The organism is Anaerococcus tetradius (assembly GCF_947087635.1).
Classification (GTDB): domain Bacteria; phylum Bacillota; class Clostridia; order Tissierellales; family Peptoniphilaceae; genus Anaerococcus; species Anaerococcus tetradius.
Window position 1 is genome coordinate 1 of the sequence record NZ_CAMUDP010000014.1, and the last position, 20,427, is coordinate 20,427.

A 20,427-nucleotide genomic window follows, 5' to 3' on the forward strand; every position below is an offset into this window, starting at 1 on the left:
TGTCTGTCTGTCTGTCTGTCTGTCTGTCTGTCTGTCTGTCTGTCTGTCTGTCTGGAGAATTATCTGACATTTTTTCAAAATCATCAAGTATTTTCTGATCTTCTTTTGTCAATTTATAATCTTTAAGTCCAGTTGCCATTAAATACGCTTCGAGTTCCTCGATAAATTTTTCCATATAGGAAAAATTTATCTTACCATTTAAAAATGGAAATAGTATTCCCAATTCCATAACATCTGCCATACTAGTAGAATAATCAAAAGTGTTGAAATATTTTTTTAACATTGACAATATAAACAACAAATGTTTTTTATTATAATTATTAAACTTAGGAAACAATCCTTGAAATGCTCCGTTATCTCCACTTCTATAAAAACTTTCTTCTATTATTCCTATTTCGCATGAACTGGATGTATAAGCTAAAATAGGTTTATCTTTATCAATTTGATGTAAATATTTATTATTTAATATAACTTTTTGAGGATATTGATATTTTATATTTTGTCCAAAAATATGAAATCCTTCTTCTTTTGCTGACAAATTTTCCTCATATTTAGGAAACCCTTTCATTGTCTTTTTATTGAATAATTCGTCTATACAAACCTCTTTCCATTCGCCCCCGTTTTCTAAAAACTCTCTTTCAAATTTTTCTAAACGAGGGCTTAGGCTTTTTTTGATGATTTTTCCTCACTTTTTAGAATATTGGATACTTCCCAAGCTAAATAATCAGCAACGGTATTTTTAAAATCTTCTATCTTAGGTTTTGTATCTATTTTTTTGTGTTGTTCAAAATTCCAGTCATTTCCACCATCAGTAATAAAATCTTCTATATAGATTTCATCAATATCCCATAGCGTTTGATTTACTTTTGCACTTTTCCCTGCTTTATATAGTTTGATGATATCTTGATATCTTTCGGTTGGACTATCAACTTCATTTAGTCCTCTTTTTGTTCTTTTGTATCCGTCATTTCTAAAATCTATAAATTTTACTGTTTTTTCATAGTCATGGGGTGTTCCTGCTTCAAATACATAGATACTTGTTTGAACACCTGCCATTGGAATAAATAAATCTACTGGCATCTTTATACTTGCAAGAAGAGTATTGTTTTTCAAAATTTCTTGATTACTGGATACCGCTCTTCCACTGCCTGCACTATCTTGTATGATTATTGCTGCTAGACCTCCTTTTTCCATTTTTGATAAACCAAATCTTATGAAAGGCATACCATTTTCCTCAAATGGAAAAGGTGGGTTTAAAAGCAGTCTATTTGCCTTAAATTTTGTATATAATTCCTCTGGAGTTCTAAATGTGTTGCCTTTTCTAATATTACTTGAACCATCTCCTCTAAGAATCATATTTGTTGCAGCTAATGTAAACATTTCAGCATTAAGTTCAACTCCTAAAAGTTGTTCTTTTTTTATTTCTTCTATTTTTTTGTTAGCCTTGCTTGTATCTTTTCCAAAAGTTTTATTAGCATCATCAATCATTATTTCCATAGAACTTATTAAAAATCCTGCCGACCCTGTTGCTAAATCCATGGTTCTTGAATCTTTATTTACAATAAGTTGTAAAATTAAATGCGACACTAGAATAAAATAGAAAACTCATACTAACTTCGTGTAAAATGTTAATAACGACAAAAACACACACGGAGGTTAATATGAGCTATAAACATCTTACCATAAATGAGAGAAATAAGATAGAGGTACTAAGAAAAGAGGGCTATTCTTCTAGAAGAATAGCAAAAATTTTAGGTTTTCATCACTCAACAATATCTAGAGAATTAAAAAGATGTGATAATGATTATGAAGCTGTCTATGCCCAAAAAGATAAGATGGAAAAATCATCATCTAAAGAAAGAAAACCAAAAGTTGATGATAATATCACTAAATGTATATCGGAAAAACTTCATAAGAAGTGGTCTCCTGGGCAAATAGCAAGCACTGTATGTAAAGATATTGTATGCTTTAAAACAATATATAATTGGATTTATTCAGGAATTATAGACTTTGATATTTCCAATCTAAGAAGAAAAGGAAAATCTAGAAAAGCCAAAGAAACAAGAGGTAGATTTAACATTGGTAAATCAATAAACAAAAGACCTAAAGAAGTTAAAAAAAGGAATACTTTTGGTCACTGGGAACTAGATACAGTTGTGTCATCCAGAGGTAAAAGTAAAGGATGCCTAGCAACATTTGTAGAAAGAAAAACTAGATTTTACATAGCCTTACCTATGGTAGATCGAAGTAAAAATTCTATGCTAGGAGCAATTGACAAACTAATTAAATCTTTGCCATTAGAAGCTTTAAAGACTTTCACATCTGACAGAGGCAAAGAATTTGCTTGTTATGAAGAAATTGAAAAAAGAGGGATAAAATTTTATTTTGCTGATGCATATTCAGCATGGCAAAGGGGCAGTAACGAAAATTCTAATGGTTTGTTAAGAGAGTATTATCCTAAGAAGACAGATTTATCTAAAATATCTATTAATGAGCTGATTAAAAACTTAATGGAGCTTAATACCAGACCTAGAAAATGTCTAGAATATCAAACTCCATTTAATTTATTTATGCACGAACTTAGTTTGATTTAGGTGTCGCAATATTATTTGCAATTCATCTTACATTTAAAATTTCAGCCATCATTTTTGTTACATATGGAGGAGTAAGAACTATTCCTATTTCTTTACCATCACCTAAAGCATATTTTAAAAATTCAGAATACATCTCTCCCATAATATCTAAATGTCCAGCCAAGGCATCAATAGACATATAAATATTATTGAAAATATAAGTGAAGATTTGTTTGTTTGTACTTACTTCTTTTTCTAAAAGTTTTCCAACTAGTTTGTCTAAATCTGTTGGTTCATCTCTTTGATTATCCTTTGAAATTTCACTAAAAGATGAAAGCATTAAATCTACTTTATCTTGTCTTATTTGTTTTTGCTTTAAATATTCTTTTATCTGATTTGTAATTAAAATACCATCTCTTTTAGTATCAGTTTTTGCCCCTAACAAGTCTTCTGGTATAAGTCCTCTTTGCACTAAATTTCCATCTTGATCTACTATATCCTGCATAGATAAAAGCATACCCGATACATAAAGTACTCTTTGTGGTGCTGTAATATTATGATTGTGCATAAGTTTATTTAGTTCGCCTGCATATTTTTGCAAAAGTGTTCTGCTAGTAATTAATATTTCATGTTTTTCTTCTTCTGTTAAAACACAATCATTATAAAAATTAGAGAAAGTTTTTTCATTCTCCAAAAAATCTATACTTGTGTAATTTTCCATCTTTTTAATTGATTTAAACGATGAACCAAAAACATAATAAATATCAAATACTACATTTTTCTTATGATCTCCTGCAACACCAATAGCTACTGCCTCTTTATACTTACCACTAGCTATTATTTGAGTAGCATAATGTATTGCACCATTAGTTGCAAAATTTTGTATTGATTTCTCATCATCTTTTATGCCATCTTTATTTTTAGCAATTAACTTTTTAATACCTAACTTATCTTCAAATATTACTGGTATATCATATTTTTCGACATGAAAATCAGGTTTTCCGAAATTTGTTTTTGTCTTTGTTTTTGCAGAACCTTTTAGAGCATCTTTCATATAGTCAGACATAGAAGATTCCACATTATAATCTTTTAATTTTTTTAGACCTATTTCAGAAAATTTATTTTTTACATAATCATTTACATCATCTTCGAGTTTCCACTTTTCAATCATATCCTATTCCTCGTAACTAAAATTATCTTCAAAACTAATAATATCATTAGGAGTGCAAGATAGAGCCTTACATATTCTTTCTAAATTTTTAAATGTAATTGGTTTATCCTTGCCCATTTGTGCCATAACATTTGTTGTTAGTCCTGCCATAGCTATTACATCTGTTTTCTTTAATCCTTTTTTTGCTAACTGTATCCATAATGGTTTATAGTTAAGTGCCATAAAATCCCTCTTTTGCTCTTCATTAGATTAATTTAATTAATTATAGCATAAATATTGGTTTCATTCAATCTTACATTGATTTAGTGATTTTTTTTAGAGAATTTGTTGTATTATTCCGTCCTTATTTTGCCATAAATTGGGTGATAATATTAGACTCTATATTAGAAGTATAAAGATTTAATTGAAAAGTCCATCTCTAATCTGATTAGAATATTATTTTTTCTTTGCTTTTATCAGTTATTTCTATGATTTCGTCTAGGAATTTTAGGATTAGTTATACTGCTAGATGTTTTGATATTTCGAAACTTAGTATATAACTGTTGTACATATCTAAGTATGGGTTTGGATAAAGTTCCAATATTTGATAGGTTACAGTTGCTTAAATTTATTCTTTTTATTTTTATCTTTGCTAGCTTTAAATTAAAGGCTTTATATATTTATCTGCTAGTTTTTGTTCGCCTAGTTCTACTAGGTAGTCATAACAATTTTTATATCTATTTTCTCCCTCTATTATAAGGTCTGATTTTAGATACTCAACAGCACTTGCTATTTCTCCAAAGTTGTCTTGACCATCTACTTCTTCTAATATACTTTGTATAATTTCATCTATGCTCTTAATAACTTTTGCCATTGCCTACCTCCTAAAATGATTATGCTAATTGTTCTAACGCCTCTATATCTTCATCTTCTAAGAACTTTGTAATAAGGACTGCTGCTATTTCTTTGTACTTACTACTATTTAAAGCTCCTTCTAATGATAATGAAACACATTTCAATTCTTCTACCACTGGGATCACCCCCGCGTGTGCGGGTAAAACTTAAATATGCTTGAATTATCAACATTTATTATTTTCTTATTTCAGTTTTTTATTTACTTAGAAAAACTCTTCAGTTATTATTTACTGATAGACCCTTGCTCATGCTACTTAGGCTTCAACTTCCTATCCTAGATATTATTATAACATTTTTTCATTTCTTAGTGAATTTTATAACTTTTCTAAAATAGTTAAAATTAATTTATTATAAAGTATTGCTTATATTTTTTCTTTAACTTATCGGATAATCCATTTAGTTAAAATATCCCAAAAGAAAAAAGACCCCGCAGGGTCTTTCCTATGTCTATTATTTATGTATATGATTATTCTTGGTCAATTGCTTCTACTGGGCAGACTGCTGCACATGATCCACAATCGATACAAGCATCAGCGTCAATTTCGTAAGCTGCATCGCCTTGTGCGATTGCTCCTACTGGGCATTCACCTTCACATGATCCGCAAGATATACATGTATTTTCATCTATTCTATAAGCCATATTATTCCTCCTATTTGTTATTTCTTATGTCTATAATATACAACACAGGACCTAAAAAGTCAAGAATTTTTTTATATTTATTCCAATTTTAATTTCAAAATGATAATTTATTCAAATTGATATTAATTATCATTTTTAATCGCATTTTTAATATTCCATTTCCTTTAGTAGGTAGCTTTCTTCTATTTCCTCATCTGTGCCTGTCAGTTTTACTCTTACCCTTGAGCTTTCTTTGACGTAGTCATTTTCAAGGACCATACCATATCCATCAGCAGTTTTTACTTTTTGGCCTTCTTTCGGCATGATTTTCTTGGCACATTTGTAGCATTCTTCTTCGTAAGATAGACAACACATGAGTCTACCACATATGCCCGAGATTTTAGCTGGGTCTAAGGTTATATTTTGGTCCTTTGCCATCTTGATTGATAAGGGTTTGAAGTCATTTAAGAATCTTCCGCAACAGCATCTTTGACCACAAGGTCCAAAGTGTTCAATCATTTTTGCATGATCTCTTACCCCGATTTGTCTTAGTTCAATCCTATTTTTGTATATGGCTGCCAAGTCTTTTACAAGCCCCCTAAAATCAACCCTGTTTTCAGATTTGAAGTAGAAGGTGATTTTGCTTCTATCAAATGTGTATTTGGCATCTATTATCTTCATACTAAGACCGTGTTCGCAAGCCTTTTGTTGACACAAGCCAATAGCTTCTTTTGCTTCTTTTTCGTTTTTTTTGTAGTAGTAGATGTCATCTTTAGTTGCTTTCCTAATTATTTCAGATAGTTTTTCTTTTAGTTGATTTTTTTCTAAATCTACATCAGTTAAGGCAACTTCAGCGATTTCTATTCCATTGGATGTTTCTACTACTGCCAAGTCTTTGTATTCAAATTCTATATTTTTGGCGTTAAAATAATAAATTTTTCCCGCCTGTCTAAATCTTATTCCTACGACTTTCAATCAGCGTTTCCCCTCTCTAAAAACATCAAAGACGATTTTCTCAATACTTAAATCATAATTGATGTTTGTTTTACTTGCATTTTTAATTGTTTCTACAAGGTCTATGGACCTTTCAATCTTATCTAGACTAATTAGCGGAAATTTCTTCATCATATAGCTAGTAGCTAAATCTAGTTCATTTTTACTAAATTTATATTTGATAAGATTTTGGTAGAGTTTTTCGATTGCTAGATAAATAGTCTGTCTATCTTCCTTATACTTGTCAAAAAATTCCTTATTTTTATAAAAGCTTTCAATTTTACCCTTGTACAAGTCAGACCATATTTCATACAAATTGTCCATATCTATATCTAAGGCTGGCTCATCTGCTTGGATTGTAAGTGTTTGGCACCTAGATCTTATGGTTGGAAGAATCGTGTCTTTGTTTATACAAGTAAAAATCAACTTGACATAAGATTTTAATTCCTCTAGGCTTTTAAGCATAGCATTGGCACCTTCTTGCCTTAGGTCTTGAGCTTGGTGAATTATATATACTTTGATTTTTGAATTTTCTGGCCTTAGGTAGATATTTTTAAGCATTTCTCTAATGCTTTCAATATCTATAACAGAGCCTTCCTTATCTATAAGATACAAGTCTGGGTTAGTTTCATTTTCTTGATCTATCCCATAAGATTCGAAAACTTTTCTAGCAAATTCTAGGGCGAAAGTCTTGTTATAGTCAGGATTCTTGCCTTCAAATATATAGGCACTAGCAAGATTCTTATTTTTTATTTGCTCATCTAAGATGCTCATATTTGAATATATTTTTCAACATCTATTATAAAAATTGTAGCTCCACCAACTGTTATATCTATTGGAACAGTATTGGTTAGAAGGGAGCTTTCAGCTGTTGGGTTAATAATTGTAGTCGTTGTATTTCTCTTCTTGCAATTCTTCTCAATTACTCCTAAAACTTCATCAAGATCCTCTTCCTCAACACCTATAAGTAGGGTAGTGTTTCCTTTTTTTAGGAAACCACCAGTTGTTGAAAGCTTGGTTATCCTATAGCCCTTATCTGTTAAGGCATCAACTAAAAAGTTAACATCTGCATCTTGCACTATGGCTATTAGTAATTTCATTGTTTTTCCTCCAATGATTCATAAATCAATTTCATAACTTGATCCGTTACTTCAGTAACAGACTTGCTTGCATCAATTTTCTTAATCTCTTTCTTATATCTTTCTGCAATATCTAGATAAGCATTAAATATTTTCTTGTGAAAATCAAAATCTTCACTTTCAAGCCTATCAGCCGAGAAATTTTCTCTCTTTCTTATTAATGCTGTTTTATAGTCTATATCAAAAAATATTGTTAAATCAGCCCTTAGACCAGCAGTTGCGAAATCATTTATCTCTTTTACCTTATCTATACCTAGCCCTCTTCCAACACCTTGGTATAAAAGTGAGCTTAGGACAAATCTATCGCATAAGACTAACTTTCCTGATTCTAGAGCTGGCTTAATTTTTTCTTCGACAAGCTGGGCCCTGCTTGCAGCAAAAAGCAAACATTCGCAACTAGCAGTCATTGCAATATTATCCTTGTCTATAATAATATCTCTTATCTTTTCCGAAATATTAGTACCACCTGGTTCCCTATAATCAAGGAATTCTATCTTATCTTTTTCTAATCTCTTCTTTACTTCACTGAGTACAGTTGTTTTTCCAGATCCATCCGGACCTTCAAATACTATTAATTTTCCATCCATGCTAATATTATACCATAAGTAAGAAATATTGACTTAGAAAATCCCGAGCATTTTGGGCACAAAAAAAGACCTTATGGCCTTTTTTATTATTCTTCTTCAGAATTTTTTGCTTCTGTTTCGCCAACAGTTGGAACGTCAGCCGCTCCAGCTTCTTCGCCTTCTCCGGCTGCTTTTTCTTCTGCTGGTTCTTGTAGTGAACAGATAACAGCGTCTTCTTCTTCAAGAATTGTAATGTCTGCGGTTTTGAAAATATCAAGATCAGCTATAGTTCTTACGTCACCGATTTGTAGGTCTTTCACTTCAACTTCTGCTGTTTGAGGAATGAATTTTGGTAAGCACTCTACTTCAACTACGTCGATGTTTTGAACTAATACTGATGGTTCAACTACTATATCGTCTCTTCCTACAAGTACAACTGGAACTTGAACTCTAATTGCTTCGTTTTGGTTGATTGCTTGGAAGTCAACGTGTAAAAATTGATTTTTGAATGGGTGATTTTGGTACGCTTTAATAAGAACGTCCTTGTTTTCTCCATCAATGTCTAATGTGATAATTGTAGATGTTCCAGCTTGTCTAAGTACCTTTTCAAAATCTCTAGCTGTTACTTGAACATTTATATTTTCTTCATCTTTGGCATAAATAACTCCTGGTACTAGTTCGTTAGCTCTAAGCTTATTAACTTTATTTTTACCAGTAGCTTCTCTTTTTTGCGCTTGTAAAACTATGTCTGCCATTTTGCCTCCTTATATTTTCATACTGATAAATTATACCTCAAGATTCTACTATTTACAATATATTAAGTTTTAAATAGATTAAAAAGGGTATATTAATAGTAAGCTTATTTATAGAAAGGATTATATATGTCACGAAAAGTAAAATTTGGAACAGTAGATGTAAGCGTTGATGGCAATAAGCTAAGAGTGGGAGATACTGCTCCAGAATTTAAAGCTATTGATAACGAGTTAAATGATTTCGATTCCTCAATATATAAGGGAAAAATTAGATTGATTTCAGTTATCCCATCAATAGACACATCAGTATGTGAAATCCAAACAACAATGTTTACAAAAGCCGCTGAAGACTTCTCAGATAATGTTTCATTAATAACAGTATCAAATGATTTACCTTTTGCTCAAGAAAGATTTACTAAAGAAAAAGAAATAAATAAGAATAAGTTCGTATCTGATTATATTTATCATGATTTCGCCAAAAAATATTCTACTCTGATCAATGAATTACAATTATTGAATAGATCTGTTTTTGTTATAGATAAAGACAACAAAATTGTTTATGCCGAATATCTTGACCAAAATACAGATTTACCAGATTATGAAAAGGCAATTGAACTTGTAAAAAGTTTGGATAATTAATAAGAGCTGTCGCTAGATTTTTGCGACAGCTCTTTTATATTAAGCCCTCTAGGAGCTTTAGGGTTGTTATAGCACCTATTCCCTTTTTATTAGTAAGTATCTCGACGTCCATATCAGCTATAGATTCATAAGCTACATCCCCATATACTTTTCCATCTATATAGCTTGTTCCTACATCTACAATTAACATCTGATCTCTAAAATATGACTTATCATAAAAGTTTGCCTTACCTATTGCTGAGATAAAGATATCAGAATTTTTAATCATTTCTTTGGAATTTTTAGTTTTGCTATTTATAAGACTTACTGTGGCAGATTTGCTAGATAAATACATGGCTAGTGGCTTTCCTATAACCATAGTAGTGTTGGCTATGACAATATTTTTCCCTCTAAAACTAGTATATTTTTCTTCCAGAAAACTCGCAATGGCTCTGGCTGTAGCTGGTAGGGATGAGATATCTCCTTGCATTGTCATTCCAAGGCTCTTGTAAGTAAAAGCATCCAGGTCTGTAAGTTCAACTTTCTTTTTTAGTTCACTCAAGTCCTTGCCCCCAGCAAAAGGGGCTAGAAATATGTAGGCATCCTCCCTATCACATTGTTTAAGGTATGCTAATATTTCTGAGCTATCTTCATTTTCAAACTCTTTGTCTACATAAACAATCCCAAAGTCCCTACATCTTTTTATTATAATATTCTTATAGAAATTTACTTCAGCTGTGGGATTTTGGGAAAGTAATAAAATCTTCCTCTTTATTTTTGCTTCACTTAATTTTTTTACAAGCTTGTCCTTAATCCTATCAGTTGTTAGTTGCTTCATTTTTCCTCCATTAAAAAAGCCCCAACTAACTAATAGCTAATTGGGGATAAATTTTTGTCTTAATATATTCTTCTTGCACCTACAAAAGCATTTTGGAAGCTTCCGTTGTACACATTGTCATATTTAACTCCTGTTGCAGGTGTTGAAGCATGAACAAAGGTACCATCGGAATTAACAACTATACCAACGTGGTCGATTCCGCCTCCACCAAAGGAGAAGAATACCAAATCTCCTGCTTGTAGATTTGACGAATTTACTGCATAACCACATGAATATTGGGCTGCTGATTGGTGAGGAATTGATATACCCATTTGTCTATATACATAAGAAGTAAGTCCTGAGCAGTCAAATCCAACATTTGGATTAGCTTCACCCCAAACATATGGACTACCAACAAATTGAGTAGCAAGACCTGCTGCATTTAGTCCAGATCCATTCTTAGCAGGAGCTTGTTGATATGATGCTTCTTCTACATCTTCAACTTCCTTAACTGCTTCTTCTTGTTGTTTAGGAGCTTTTTCTTCTTTTTTAGGAGCTTCTTTTACTTCTTCTTTAGCTACTTCTGTATCTGACATATATCCAGTTGATACATATCCTTTTTGACCATTATAATTAATTTCTAACCAGCCATTAGATACTTGACCTTCTAACCTGTCACCTTTTCTTACAGAACCGATTATAGATCCATTATTAGCTTTATTTCTAACATTAAGAACAGTTGTGTTTACCCAACCTGTATAATAATAAGTTTGTTCTTCTTTGGCTTGTTCAGCTGCCTTAGCTTCTTGAGCTTTCTTAGCTTCTTCGGCTGCCTTAGCTTCTTGAGCTTTCTTAGCTTCCTCTGCCGCATTTTGTTCTTTAGCATTATTTGCTTCATCTGCCACTTGAGCTTCTTGACTAGCCTTAGCTTCTTCTTTAGTATTTAATTCATTAACTAAATCTTCTGGATAATAATCAGATAGATATCCTTCGCTTATGTATCCTTCTTCTGTGCTTAAAAAGCCATCTTCTAGCTTTCCAACAACCTTATCACCAGCTTTTAGAGATGATACTATGTTGTTATCAGTAATTTCCTTGCTACTTCTAATGTTAAGTAGCGGTGTGTTTACATATTTAACGACTGGAAGGTCATTAACTTCTTCTTTAGCTTCAGATTCTACTGCTTTTTCATCTGCAACATCTTTTTTATTTTCATCTGCAATTTTTGCTGCCTTTACTTCAATAACAGTATCTCTTGCAGCTTCTTCTACTAATTTATCTAAGTCAGCCTTTTTGTCTTCTTTACTTTCAACAGGCTTAGCTTCTTGAGCTATTTTTGTATTTTTAACTTCATTAGTATATTCAGACTTCACTAAATCATAGTTTGTATAAGTATCTGTATAGTTTGCTTCTGAAATTAGTGAATTGGTATGTTGATCTTGGTCCAAATTGTCAATTGTAGTCGCATATGCACTAGCACCTGCTGTTACTGCAGCTATAACTGATAGCATAGCTCCTATATTTTTCTTTTTCATCAAGTCCTCCATATAATATTTTAATGAAAATTATCTTTAAATCTTTAATCTTTATTAATTCTTGTACTAAATCATCTTCTATTTTATATCTTTTTAACAAAAGTGTCAAGAATTAGTTACAAAAAAATTACACCCTCCATAATATCCTTTAGTTTTTCGTGCAATTTTCACTAAAATAGCTAATAAACTAACAGATTTTTATGAAAAGTGTAAGCAATTTTAACATTTCTTATATTATTAGTTACAAAAATGTTAATTATGTAGGGAGCAAATCTATAAGCCGTGTTCTGTCTTGGATAATCATCTGTCTAGGCTTACTGTCGCCAATAAGCTCAAGCGAACAACCATACTGGACTGTGCCGAGCAGGCATCCTACTGTCCCTTTCGTTCTTGCACCGGATGGGGTTTACATAGCCTATCTATCACTAGATAGCTGGTGAGCTCTTACCTCGCCATTCCAACCTTACCAGATATCTGGCGGTATACTTTCTGTTGCACTTGCCTGAAGATCACTCCTACTTGACGTTATCAAGCATCCTTGCTCTGTGGTGCACGGACTTTCCTCGTGAAATTAATCCCGCGATTACCCGATTTACTCCATAATGATTTTACCTTTTTTCACTTGATATTACAAACTAATAAAATTTCCTAAAAGAATCACCCTTAGAATAAGTGTAGACTCTAGTTTCTGTAAACTTTTCTATTTCTCGCTTTAATTTTTCGACTACATGGTTTTCACTCGCATAATGACCCGGATCAACAATTATAATTCCTTCATTGGCTAGATCCATCCCATCATGATAGCTAACATCTCCTGTAATCATCATATCACAGGACTTATCTAGGGCATCCTTAATCAAATCACTACCCGCTCCCCCACATACTGCAATCTTTTCTATTTTTTTATCTGTATCGCCATAAACAATCAAGCCATCAGCCTTTAGTATATCTTTTATTTTTTTTATAAAAGAAACTGTTTCTTGTTTTTCTATATAACCAATTCTACCAAGACCCTCTTCTTTTCCTTTTTCAAGGACTGAGGTATTTTTTATAGATAGAATATCACATAAATTGTCGTTAAGGCCATCTTTAGCTATATCTAAATTTGTATGGAAGGCATAGATTGTCAAATCATTTTTTATTGCTAGCATAAGCCTCTTGTAGAAGTTTTTACTAAGGTCAATCGACTTTGCTCCATTAAAAAGATAAGGATGGTGGGTGATTATTAAGTTGCAATCATTTTCTATAGCCTTGTTAATAGTTTCTTCCTCGAGGTCTAAAGATACCATCACATTTTTTAGTTCATCTTTAGGATTACCTATTTGGAGACCTGAATTATCCCAGGCTTCTTGAAGAGAAAATGGGTATTTTTCTTCAAGTTTTGCGATTAATTCTCCAATTTCCATATATTTCTTATCTCCTCTATTGCTTTTAATTTTTCATCAATCCTACTTAAACTCTTTAAATCATTAGATTTATTGAGGATATCCTTCCTAAACTCCTGATTTTTCTTATAATCTATGGCAAGTTTTTCTACTAAGAGGGCTGCTTTTGTATCAATATCGTCTTTGCCATAATATGTTTCTGCTAAAGTTAATTTCTTAGCATTGCCAAAGCGCACTTTCAAAATATCATAGTATTTGTTATTCTCATAGCTTAAAAAATCCTTAATAATTTCAAAGTTATTATCAACTAAATAAGTCCTTAATTTTTCAGTATTGACATTGCTCGCAAGGACTAAATAATCTAGGTTTTTCGCAAAATCTAGGGACTTTTCTATTATGTCTATTATGGTATTGGCCCCCATACCTGCAATAATCGCAACTTGCTTATCTTGCTTTTCAATTCCAACAAAACCATCAGTAACCTTGGTTGTTATTATTCTCCTTAAATTATCATCTAACCTCATCCTAAGCTTATCTAGGGATTTTTCCGATATGTCTGTAGCTAGGATATTTTCACTTATCCCATTTTTTGCTAAATATAAAGGAACTAATCCATGATCAGTTCCTATATCTATAACTTTTTTATTTTTATCAATTAGACTAATTATATCTAATAATCTTTTCTTATCTTCCATTATAAAAAATCTTTCAATAATTCGCTTTTGTTTGGAGATTTAAGTTTTCTTAGGGCCTTAGCCTCAATTTGTCTTATTCTCTCCCTCGTTACGTCAAATTCCTTGCCAACCTCTTCTAGGGTTCTTGGAGTTCCGTCTATCAAACCAAATCTTAGTTGTAGGACTCTCTTCTCCCTAGCACCCAAGCAAGATAAAACATCGTTTAATTGCTCACGCAACATTGTATAGTTGGCAGCTTCGCCAGGGTCAACTGCTGCATCATCTTCTATGAAATCTCCCAAGTGACTATCATCTTCTTCACCGATTGGAGTTTCTAAAGATACTGGTTCTTGTGAGATTTTTCTAATCTCTTGAACCTTATCAACTTCTATTCCCATTTGCTCGGCAATTTCTTCGTTGGATGGATCACGACCTAAATCTTGAACTAATTGCCTTTGAATCCTAACAAGTTTGTTAATAGTTTCAACCATATGAACAGGTATCCTTATTGTTCTAGCTTGATCGGCTATGGCACGGGTTATGGCCTGTCTTATCCACCAAGTTGCGTAGGTTGAGAATTTAAAGCCCCTGTTATAATCGTACTTATCAACAGCCTTCATTAGACCCATATTTCCTTCTTGGATTAAATCAAGGAAACTCATTCCTCTGCCAACGTATTTTTTAGCTATAGAAACAACAAGCCTTAGGTTGGTTTCTGCTAACTTTTGTTTAGCTCTCTTAGAATTTATTACAGCTCTTTTTAGCTCCATAAAGTCATCATCGTTTAAGATATCTTCATTAATAATCTTGAAAGCTAAATCCCTTAGCTCAATAGATTCATCAATTTCTGAAAGCTCTTTCTTGCTAAGACCTACCCCATCATAGATTTTTTCGGCCCTAGAGCTTGTATTTATAAAATCATCAAGAATCATCCTATCATTTGTTTTAATCTGTTCCTTATTCGCAGCTTTTGATAGAATATCGTTAAATGATATATAGACCAAATTAACTATCTCGTCAGATTTTGTAATGTTAAGCATATGATCGAAGGAATCAAACAAATCGCATAAGGAATTTGCTTGACTTTCATTAAGGTCATCCTCATTAACCGCATTTTCTGCAATATTGCAAATCATAACCTTGGTCTTTAGCTCTTCTAGGGTCTCCTTATCCAAGTCATTATCCATGATTTGTTTAAAGAGCTTACCCATACTTATAAGACCAGAAATTTCTATCTTGCTCTTTTCGTCTACGCTTCCCTTATCTCTTAGACTTTGGTTAGCTAACATTAATATCTTAGCAAGGTCACCAAAAAATATGTCGTTAGCAAGCTTAGTTTTGTTTTGCTTGTTAAACTTGACATTTTCTAATTTCTTTTTGGCTATCTCGCCCATTTCCATCCTTCTAGCTAGAATTATTTCCTCTGTCGCTGTTAATAGGCTAACTTTTCCTATTTCTTTAAGATACATCTTTACAGGGTCATCAACCTTAACTCCAGCCATTATATCGACTGATTTACTGATATCTTCTTCTAATTCCTTTTCGTTGATATCATCATCCAAATCTTCTTTATCATCAGCTATCTCATCGTCTAAATCTTCAGTGTTTTCCTCTTCTTCTTCAAGAACAGTTTCAGAGTTTTCTACGATTTCAATACCTAGATTTATTATCTGATTTATAACAAACTTCTTGCTCTCATCTTCCATTTCTTTGAAGTTTTCGAATGTATATATCTGCGAATAGGTAATTAATCCATCTTGAGACTCGCTGATAGACTGAAATTCTTCTATAATTTCTTTTAGAACATCATCATCGAGCAATTTATTGTCATCGCTTGTCATTAATACTCCCCTTACTTCTAAAGACTATCTCTTCTTTAATCTTTCGAGTTCTTTCTTCCTATTATATAGAATAATCTTCCTCTTCAATTCTTCTGCTAGTATAGGATTGGTATTATCTCTTATGTAATCTAGAATATATCTATAATCCATATCTTCCAGATCAAATTTACTAACATCCTTTTCTTTCAAAAAAGTTTTGACATTGTTTATCTTTTCATTTTCAATGGACTTATCAAAAAATTCCCTATCTTTTTCATAATCAGACCTCTGATTAAAAAACAATCTCAATACTTCCAAATCATTTATTCTAAAGCCAGTATCGACTTTTTCTACAATTATAGGCTTATTTTTATAAAACTTAGCCTTATCTTCCATTTTTTGGTCAGTATTTTTATTATACCTTGAAATAGCTTGTTTTAAAGTAATTTTATCTATGTCAAATAACTTTGAAACATTATTGATAAAAATTTCTCGGGTTAACTCTTGCTTAATAGAAGCCAAAAACTCAACAAACAAATTAAGCTTATCCAACCTTTCAGAAGGATTCGCCTTGCTATATTCATCCAAAATCTTGTTATACTTGTAATTGTAAGAATCACTTGCGTTTTTTATCTTATCTTCAAAAGCATCTTTGCCATTTGCCCTAATAAAATCATCTGGATCATTGCCAGGATCAAGGTCAATAATACTTGGATTTACATCTATTTGATGAAAAATCTCTATAGCCTTTTCTGTAGCCTTGATGCCTGCAGCATCCTGATCATAGCAAATATAAATATCATCAGAATATCTCTTCATAAGCTTAGCTTGATCTAAAGTCAAAGCCGTCCCTAAGGAGGCAACTGCTATATCAAGTCCATGATTGTTTAAGGCTATGACGTCCATGTATCCTTCTACAAGGATAAGCTCTTTTCTTTTTTGCCTCTTGTAGACATTAAGAGCATAAAGATTATACCTTTTTTTGAAGACACTTGATTCAGGTGAATTAAGATATTTTGGCATCTGACCAGAAACAGCCCTACCACCAAAGCCTATAACCTTGCCAAAATGATTTATTATCGGGAAAATAATCCTATCCCTATACTTATCATAATAGTTACCCTTGCTAGACTTCTTGATTAGACCCAAACTTTCTATATCTTCTTCATTGTAATTCTTAGTTTTTATATAAGCATACAAGTCATCCCAAGAATCCTTAGCATAGCCAAGCATAAAAGTATTTACAACCTTGCTAGATAAGCCCCTTTGTTTAAGGTATTGTTGGGCCTTCCTATCAACTAGAAGATTCTTATAAAAAAACATCATGATATCCTTATTAATATCATAGAGTTCTTTATTTTTATTATTAACTTGGGGATCTTCTGTATAGTCAATGCTTATACCAGCCTTATGGGCTAAAAACTCCAAGCTTTCAGGATAAGACAGACCTTCTTTTTGCATTATAAAAGAAACAACATCTCCTCCTGCTCCACATCCGAAACAGTGAAATAGTTGTTTCTTATCATCTACTGTAAAAGATGGTGTTTTTTCGTTATGGAAAGGACACAGGCCCTTAAAGGATGAGCCCGATCTTTTTAAATCTACATACTCCCCTATAACATCTACTATATTTGAGCTTTGTAATATTTGATTTATCTTATCATCAGAAATTAAACTCATACAATCACCTAAGTAAATTATACTTAACTTGCCGATATTTTCAATAATTCTAAAAGTTCTCTTGTCTTCTAATTTTACACATTGCAGAAAGCTTAACCATATTTTAATATTCTTATATTTATTTAAAGTATCAAAAATATTTGAAACTAATATAGTAAATGTGATAATATATATAATATTGATATGATAAATTTTCTAGTTTAAGTTTTATTCACTATTAAGTCAGAGGTTTTATGGAAAATATAAATGAAAACATCCTTGAATCTAGCATATTCAAAGATGATTTAGAAATAAAAATTTTAGATGCTAATGAGAGTTTTTTAACAAATACAAACAGTTCCAGGATTCAATTCCATCCTTTTATCTATTTTTATTTTATAGCTGAAGGAAGTGGAACTTTTTTTATCGAAAGTGAATCTATTAAAATCAAAAAAAATGATTTGGTAATAATAAATTCTAATATCGGTCATAATATTTATGTCGATGAGAACAAATATACAGTCAGAAGCTTAGGTTTTGGCCTTGAAAGTATTGGTCTTACATCAATAAAAAATAAAGAAGAAGAAAATGATGCTTTCATTGAATCTGAAGCTGAAATCCCAGAAGTTTTGGAAGCTGAGGAAAAAGAAAATGAAATCGACAACTTTTTTCATATTTCTTGCGAGACCAAGGGCAAGGCATTCTATGAACTTTTCAGCAAAATCATCAAAGAATTTCACTCAGATAAACTCTATTCAAAAACTTTAGCTGATGCTTTAGCTTCTTGCTTTCTAATAAACTTCTTGAGAGATTTTCAAGAAGAAATCGAAGTTGTTCATGATATAGATATAAATAGGCAAATAGATTATATCAAAAGCTATATTGATAATAATTATGAAGAAGATTTGAAACTTGAAGATTTATCTAATATGGCTTATATGAATAAGTTTCATCTAATAGCAGAATTTAAGCAGGCCTATAGGGTAACTCCTATTGAATATCTAATCCTAAAAAGAATTGAAATATCAAAGGGTTTATTAATATCAACCAATCATTCCATGGAAACTATAGCTGATATAGTAGGATTCAATTCACAATCCTACTTTAATCAAGTTTTCAGAAAAAAAGTAGGTATAACACCATCACAATTCCGAAAAAAGCACAGACTATAAAGGGGCTAATGTAGAATAAACCTAATCCCATCATTATTCATAACTATGATGGGATAGCTATTCTACATTAACCCCTATTTTAATTTTCCTCTATTCTCACCCTAGTTATAACATCATTTTCAATCGAAAGAATCCTATAGATGTACTGTCCATAAGCTATGGTCGTATTTTCGTGGATATCTTTGATTTTTTCTTTTTCTGCTAGCTCATAAACTAGGCCAGCCAAAGTATGGGTCATAGTTGGTAAGTTTAGATTATATTCCTTATTTAGTTTAGAAATTGATACAGATGCATCAAAGGTATTATCCAATTTCGCCAAAAGTTTCTTATCGGATAAGATAAATTTCATTACAGCAAAAATTATCGCAACAGAAACTGTACCGATAAGGATATCTGTGAGACCTTGTGAGTAGACCAACATTTTTCTTGCAATGACAAACAAAATAAGTGTTAGTATTGACTCATGGCTTCTCGTGATTACCATGGCTATAAGCTCTATTCCAACAATCAGTAAGAGAGCGTGTTTTAGGAAATCATTCATCAGCATATAAGAGTTTTGTAAATTACCAACTCTAAAAATTTCCACTATGTAATGAACTAACTTAGGTATTCCTGAACAAACTCCTAAGATTACAATAATGCATATCAAAACTTCTATGATAGTTGCAGTCTTTTCTATAATTTCATTTGCTTTTTTATGTTTCATTAGTATTTTACACCTTCAGTATAATCGCTATTTTCATTCCAAATCAAGAATTCCTTTCCTCCAGAATCATAAATAGCCTTAATTTGAGCCTCAATGGCATCTTTATCATATTCCATCCAATAACCATCACCTAACCATGAAGCAGTAAAATCTTGAATCCATGGTCGAGATTGGGGCTTATGGTCTATTTTAGATAGACACTCTTGTTCAGCTTTAAGATAGCTTTTTACAATTTCATATGGTTCAAGGTCTGGTTTTTCTATGCCGAATGATCCTAAGTCCCATTTAGCTGGATAGATCTTAGAAGAAATAACATCTGTTTGATTACTTATCTCATAGAAATCTTGGCCAATACCATCAGCCCTTTCGACTTGAAGGGCATTTCCATAAAGGTCTACAGAAATAGGAACACTAAAATCTTGAAGTTCTTCCCTAGCCCTTTGGACGAAGCCTGTAATAGCAGCTACCCTTTTATCTCCCTCTTTCATTTTCATATTTTCAAATTCCCCTCGGGAATAATCGAGAGTATCGCCATAACTTTCAAATCCATCAGCAAATCTAACATAGTCAAATTGAATCTCGTCAAAACCCGCCTTGGCAGCAAGCTTTGCTATTTTTATATCATAATCTTGAACTTCCTTCAAGAATGGATTTAAAAAAGCTTGCCCATTAGCATTAGTCAATAAAGACCCATCCACGTTGCTAAAACCCCAAGAAGGATGCTTTTCTGTAATAACAGAATCCTTAAAACTTGTAATCCTTCCTATTACATAGATTCCCTTATCGTGCATATCCTTAATAAAGTCTTCTGGATTGATAATATCGCTAGATGCGTATTTGATATCAGGATCATCACTAGCAAAGGACATGGTGATATTTCCAAAATCATCCTTAACATCCACAACTAGAGAATTAAGCCTTGTATTTTCAATCAAATCGACAATCTTATCTAAACTTTCAGAATCGCTAGCAGAACTAGAATTAAGATACAGACCCTTGACCCCATCTTTTGGATAATACTTGCTCTTCTTATCCTTCAAAGAAAGAAGCCTCGATGTATCATAGTCCATATTAAAATCATCTGGAGTTACCCCTACTTCATAAGCAACTCCAATTTTCTTATTAGCTTTATCAGCCTTGGAGCCATCTACCATTTCTTCATCAGAAGTTTCATTTTTTGTTATCCCTTTTTGGGAAACCTTTTCATTTGAACAAGCGCTGAAAAGGAAAATAATAACTAGAAATAAAGATATAAGTGATTTTTTATTTCTCATATAAGCTCCTTAAAGAATAAGAGCGAACCTCTGGTTCGCTCTATAAACTTTTTAAATTCT

23 protein-coding genes and 1 other RNA gene are annotated in these 20,427 nt (G+C 32.0%); 3 read left to right on the top strand and 21 right to left on the bottom strand.

Translation table 11 applies throughout. The annotated features are described in order from the left end of the window. The coding region (locus P6936_RS05585; RefSeq protein ID WP_276881074.1) for a hypothetical protein at positions 1-538 on the bottom strand (538 nt) is incomplete at its 3' end. Positions 539-660: 122 nt separating this feature from the next. Further along, complete coding sequence (locus P6936_RS05590; RefSeq protein WP_276881075.1) at positions 661-1,587, bottom strand: HsdM family class I SAM-dependent methyltransferase; 927 nt, start codon at positions 1,585-1,587, stop codon at positions 661-663. Between the two features lie 74 nt (positions 1,588-1,661). Here P6936_RS05590 and P6936_RS05595 point away from each other — a divergent pair, with 74 nt between their 5' ends. Continuing rightward, entirely contained in the window at positions 1,662-2,594 is a 933-nt protein-coding gene (locus tag P6936_RS05595; RefSeq protein ID WP_276881076.1) for an IS30 family transposase, read from the top strand. 22 nt (positions 2,595-2,616) lie between these two features. Here P6936_RS05595 and P6936_RS05600 read toward each other — a convergent pair whose 3' ends face one another. From P6936_RS05600 to P6936_RS05645, 10 genes are all read right to left on the bottom strand, one after another. Further along, positions 2,617-3,744, bottom strand: coding sequence for a hypothetical protein (locus P6936_RS05600; protein WP_276881077.1), 1,128 nt, complete (start codon positions 3,742-3,744; stop codon positions 2,617-2,619). A gap of 3 nt (positions 3,745-3,747) precedes the next feature. After that, positions 3,748-3,966, bottom strand: a complete 219-nt coding sequence (locus P6936_RS05605; RefSeq protein WP_276881078.1) for a helix-turn-helix domain-containing protein — start codon at positions 3,964-3,966, stop codon at positions 3,748-3,750. Positions 3,967-4,381: 415 nt separating this feature from the next. Further along, on the bottom strand, positions 4,382-4,597 hold the full coding sequence (locus tag P6936_RS05610) for a hypothetical protein (protein ID WP_276881079.1): 216 nt from the start codon (positions 4,595-4,597) through the stop codon (positions 4,382-4,384). 19 nt (positions 4,598-4,616) lie between these two features. Next, on the bottom strand, positions 4,617-4,754 hold the full coding sequence (locus P6936_RS05615) for a hypothetical protein (protein WP_276881080.1): 138 nt from the start codon (positions 4,752-4,754) through the stop codon (positions 4,617-4,619). Positions 4,755-5,104: 350 nt separating this feature from the next. Further along, positions 5,105-5,278 carry an indolepyruvate ferredoxin oxidoreductase subunit alpha gene (locus P6936_RS05620; RefSeq protein WP_004836237.1) on the bottom strand — a complete coding sequence of 58 codons (174 nt, stop codon included), beginning with the start codon at positions 5,276-5,278 and terminating at the stop codon, positions 5,105-5,107. 147 nt (positions 5,279-5,425) lie between these two features. Next, positions 5,426-6,232, bottom strand: coding sequence for a PSP1 domain-containing protein (locus tag P6936_RS05625; RefSeq protein WP_004836238.1), 807 nt, complete (start codon positions 6,230-6,232; stop codon positions 5,426-5,428). Continuing rightward, positions 6,233-7,024 carry a DNA polymerase III subunit delta gene (locus tag P6936_RS05630; RefSeq protein ID WP_276881081.1) on the bottom strand — a complete coding sequence of 264 codons (792 nt, stop codon included), beginning with the start codon at positions 7,022-7,024 and terminating at the stop codon, positions 6,233-6,235. Beyond that, complete coding sequence (locus P6936_RS05635; protein WP_004836240.1) at positions 7,021-7,350, bottom strand: cyclic-di-AMP receptor; 330 nt, start codon at positions 7,348-7,350, stop codon at positions 7,021-7,023. The genes P6936_RS05630 and P6936_RS05635 overlap by 4 nt, the downstream gene beginning before the upstream one ends. Beyond that, positions 7,347-7,976, bottom strand: a complete 630-nt coding sequence (gene tmk / locus P6936_RS05640; RefSeq protein WP_276881082.1) for a dTMP kinase — start codon at positions 7,974-7,976, stop codon at positions 7,347-7,349. The genes P6936_RS05635 and tmk overlap by 4 nt, the downstream gene beginning before the upstream one ends. A gap of 86 nt (positions 7,977-8,062) precedes the next feature. Then, entirely contained in the window at positions 8,063-8,710 is a 648-nt protein-coding gene (locus tag P6936_RS05645) for a 50S ribosomal protein L25 (RefSeq protein WP_276881083.1), read from the bottom strand. A gap of 126 nt (positions 8,711-8,836) precedes the next feature. Here P6936_RS05645 and tpx point away from each other — a divergent pair, with 126 nt between their 5' ends. After that, complete coding sequence (gene tpx / locus P6936_RS05650) at positions 8,837-9,346, top strand: thiol peroxidase (protein ID WP_276881084.1); 510 nt, start codon at positions 8,837-8,839, stop codon at positions 9,344-9,346. A 34-nt stretch (positions 9,347-9,380) separates the two neighbouring features. Here tpx and P6936_RS05655 read toward each other — a convergent pair whose 3' ends face one another. The 7 genes from P6936_RS05655 to dnaG all read right to left on the bottom strand — a co-directional run bounded on the left by P6936_RS05655 (position 9,381) and on the right by dnaG (position 17,236). After that, positions 9,381-10,163, bottom strand: coding sequence for a bifunctional 5,10-methylenetetrahydrofolate dehydrogenase/5,10-methenyltetrahydrofolate cyclohydrolase (locus tag P6936_RS05655; protein ID WP_276864650.1), 783 nt, complete (start codon positions 10,161-10,163; stop codon positions 9,381-9,383). A 59-nt stretch (positions 10,164-10,222) separates the two neighbouring features. Further along, positions 10,223-11,677, bottom strand: coding sequence for an SH3 domain-containing C40 family peptidase (locus P6936_RS05660; protein WP_276881085.1), 1,455 nt, complete (start codon positions 11,675-11,677; stop codon positions 10,223-10,225). A gap of 260 nt (positions 11,678-11,937) precedes the next feature. Continuing rightward, positions 11,938-12,276, bottom strand: an RNA gene (gene rnpB / locus P6936_RS05665) — RNase P RNA component class A. A gap of 36 nt (positions 12,277-12,312) precedes the next feature. Continuing rightward, positions 12,313-13,083 (bottom strand): Nif3-like dinuclear metal center hexameric protein, encoded by a 771-nt coding sequence (locus P6936_RS05670; RefSeq protein WP_276881086.1) that lies wholly within the window; start codon positions 13,081-13,083, stop codon positions 12,313-12,315. Next, positions 13,065-13,757, bottom strand: coding sequence for a tRNA (adenine(22)-N(1))-methyltransferase (locus P6936_RS05675; RefSeq protein ID WP_004836248.1), 693 nt, complete (start codon positions 13,755-13,757; stop codon positions 13,065-13,067). Before P6936_RS05675 ends, P6936_RS05670 begins: the two co-directional genes overlap by 19 nt. Then, complete coding sequence (gene rpoD / locus P6936_RS05680; protein WP_276881087.1) at positions 13,757-15,577, bottom strand: RNA polymerase sigma factor RpoD; 1,821 nt, start codon at positions 15,575-15,577, stop codon at positions 13,757-13,759. Before rpoD ends, P6936_RS05675 begins: the two co-directional genes overlap by 1 nt. A gap of 24 nt (positions 15,578-15,601) precedes the next feature. Further along, positions 15,602-17,236: a DNA primase gene (gene dnaG / locus P6936_RS05685; protein ID WP_276881088.1), complete on the bottom strand. Its 1,635-nt coding sequence runs from the start codon at positions 17,234-17,236 to the stop codon at positions 15,602-15,604. Between the two features lie 233 nt (positions 17,237-17,469). On the opposite strand from dnaG, the gene P6936_RS05690 reads away from it, so the two are divergent. Beyond that, a complete protein-coding gene (locus P6936_RS05690; RefSeq protein WP_276881089.1) occupies positions 17,470-18,387 on the top strand; it encodes an AraC family transcriptional regulator in 918 nt (305 codons plus the stop codon). A 79-nt stretch (positions 18,388-18,466) separates the two neighbouring features. Here the strand turns inward: P6936_RS05690 and P6936_RS05695 are convergent, their stop codons facing one another. Both P6936_RS05695 and P6936_RS05700 read right to left on the bottom strand, forming a co-directional pair. Then, entirely contained in the window at positions 18,467-19,093 is a 627-nt protein-coding gene (locus P6936_RS05695) for a transporter associated domain-containing protein (protein ID WP_276881090.1), read from the bottom strand. Further along, positions 19,093-20,367, bottom strand: coding sequence for a putative glycoside hydrolase (locus P6936_RS05700; protein ID WP_276881091.1), 1,275 nt, complete (start codon positions 20,365-20,367; stop codon positions 19,093-19,095). The genes P6936_RS05695 and P6936_RS05700 overlap by 1 nt, the downstream gene beginning before the upstream one ends. Positions 20,368-20,427: the final 60 nt, after the last annotated feature.

Coding starts and splice junctions, on each gene's coding strand:
- P6936_RS05675 (WP_004836248.1), bottom strand. CDS start 13,757: ATGGAAGATAAGAAAAGATTATTAGATATAATTAGTCTAATTGATAAA.
- P6936_RS05645 (WP_276881083.1), bottom strand. CDS start 8,710: ATGGCAGACATAGTTTTACAAGCGCAAAAAAGAGAAGCTACTGGTAAA.
- P6936_RS05595 (WP_276881076.1), top strand. CDS start 1,662: ATGAGCTATAAACATCTTACCATAAATGAGAGAAATAAGATAGAGGTA.
- tpx (WP_276881084.1), top strand. CDS start 8,837: ATGTCACGAAAAGTAAAATTTGGAACAGTAGATGTAAGCGTTGATGGC.
- P6936_RS05605 (WP_276881078.1), bottom strand. CDS start 3,966: ATGGCACTTAACTATAAACCATTATGGATACAGTTAGCAAAAAAAGGA.
- P6936_RS05700 (WP_276881091.1), bottom strand. CDS start 20,367: ATGAGAAATAAAAAATCACTTATATCTTTATTTCTAGTTATTATTTTC.
- P6936_RS05690 (WP_276881089.1), top strand. CDS start 17,470: ATGGAAAATATAAATGAAAACATCCTTGAATCTAGCATATTCAAAGAT.
- P6936_RS05630 (WP_276881081.1), bottom strand. CDS start 7,024: ATGAGCATCTTAGATGAGCAAATAAAAAATAAGAATCTTGCTAGTGCC.
- P6936_RS05695 (WP_276881090.1), bottom strand. CDS start 19,093: ATGAAACATAAAAAAGCAAATGAAATTATAGAAAAGACTGCAACTATC.
- P6936_RS05660 (WP_276881085.1), bottom strand. CDS start 11,677: ATGAAAAAGAAAAATATAGGAGCTATGCTATCAGTTATAGCTGCAGTA.
- P6936_RS05610 (WP_276881079.1), bottom strand. CDS start 4,597: ATGGCAAAAGTTATTAAGAGCATAGATGAAATTATACAAAGTATATTA.
- dnaG (WP_276881088.1), bottom strand. CDS start 17,236: ATGAGTTTAATTTCTGATGATAAGATAAATCAAATATTACAAAGCTCA.
- P6936_RS05635 (WP_004836240.1), bottom strand. CDS start 7,350: ATGAAATTACTAATAGCCATAGTGCAAGATGCAGATGTTAACTTTTTA.
- P6936_RS05670 (WP_276881086.1), bottom strand. CDS start 13,083: ATGGAAATTGGAGAATTAATCGCAAAACTTGAAGAAAAATACCCATTT.
- P6936_RS05600 (WP_276881077.1), bottom strand. CDS start 3,744: ATGATTGAAAAGTGGAAACTCGAAGATGATGTAAATGATTATGTAAAA.
- rpoD (WP_276881087.1), bottom strand. CDS start 15,577: ATGACAAGCGATGACAATAAATTGCTCGATGATGATGTTCTAAAAGAA.
- P6936_RS05620 (WP_004836237.1), bottom strand. CDS start 5,278: ATGGCTTATAGAATAGATGAAAATACATGTATATCTTGCGGATCATGT.
- tmk (WP_276881082.1), bottom strand. CDS start 7,976: ATGGATGGAAAATTAATAGTATTTGAAGGTCCGGATGGATCTGGAAAA.
- P6936_RS05655 (WP_276864650.1), bottom strand. CDS start 10,163: ATGAAGCAACTAACAACTGATAGGATTAAGGACAAGCTTGTAAAAAAA.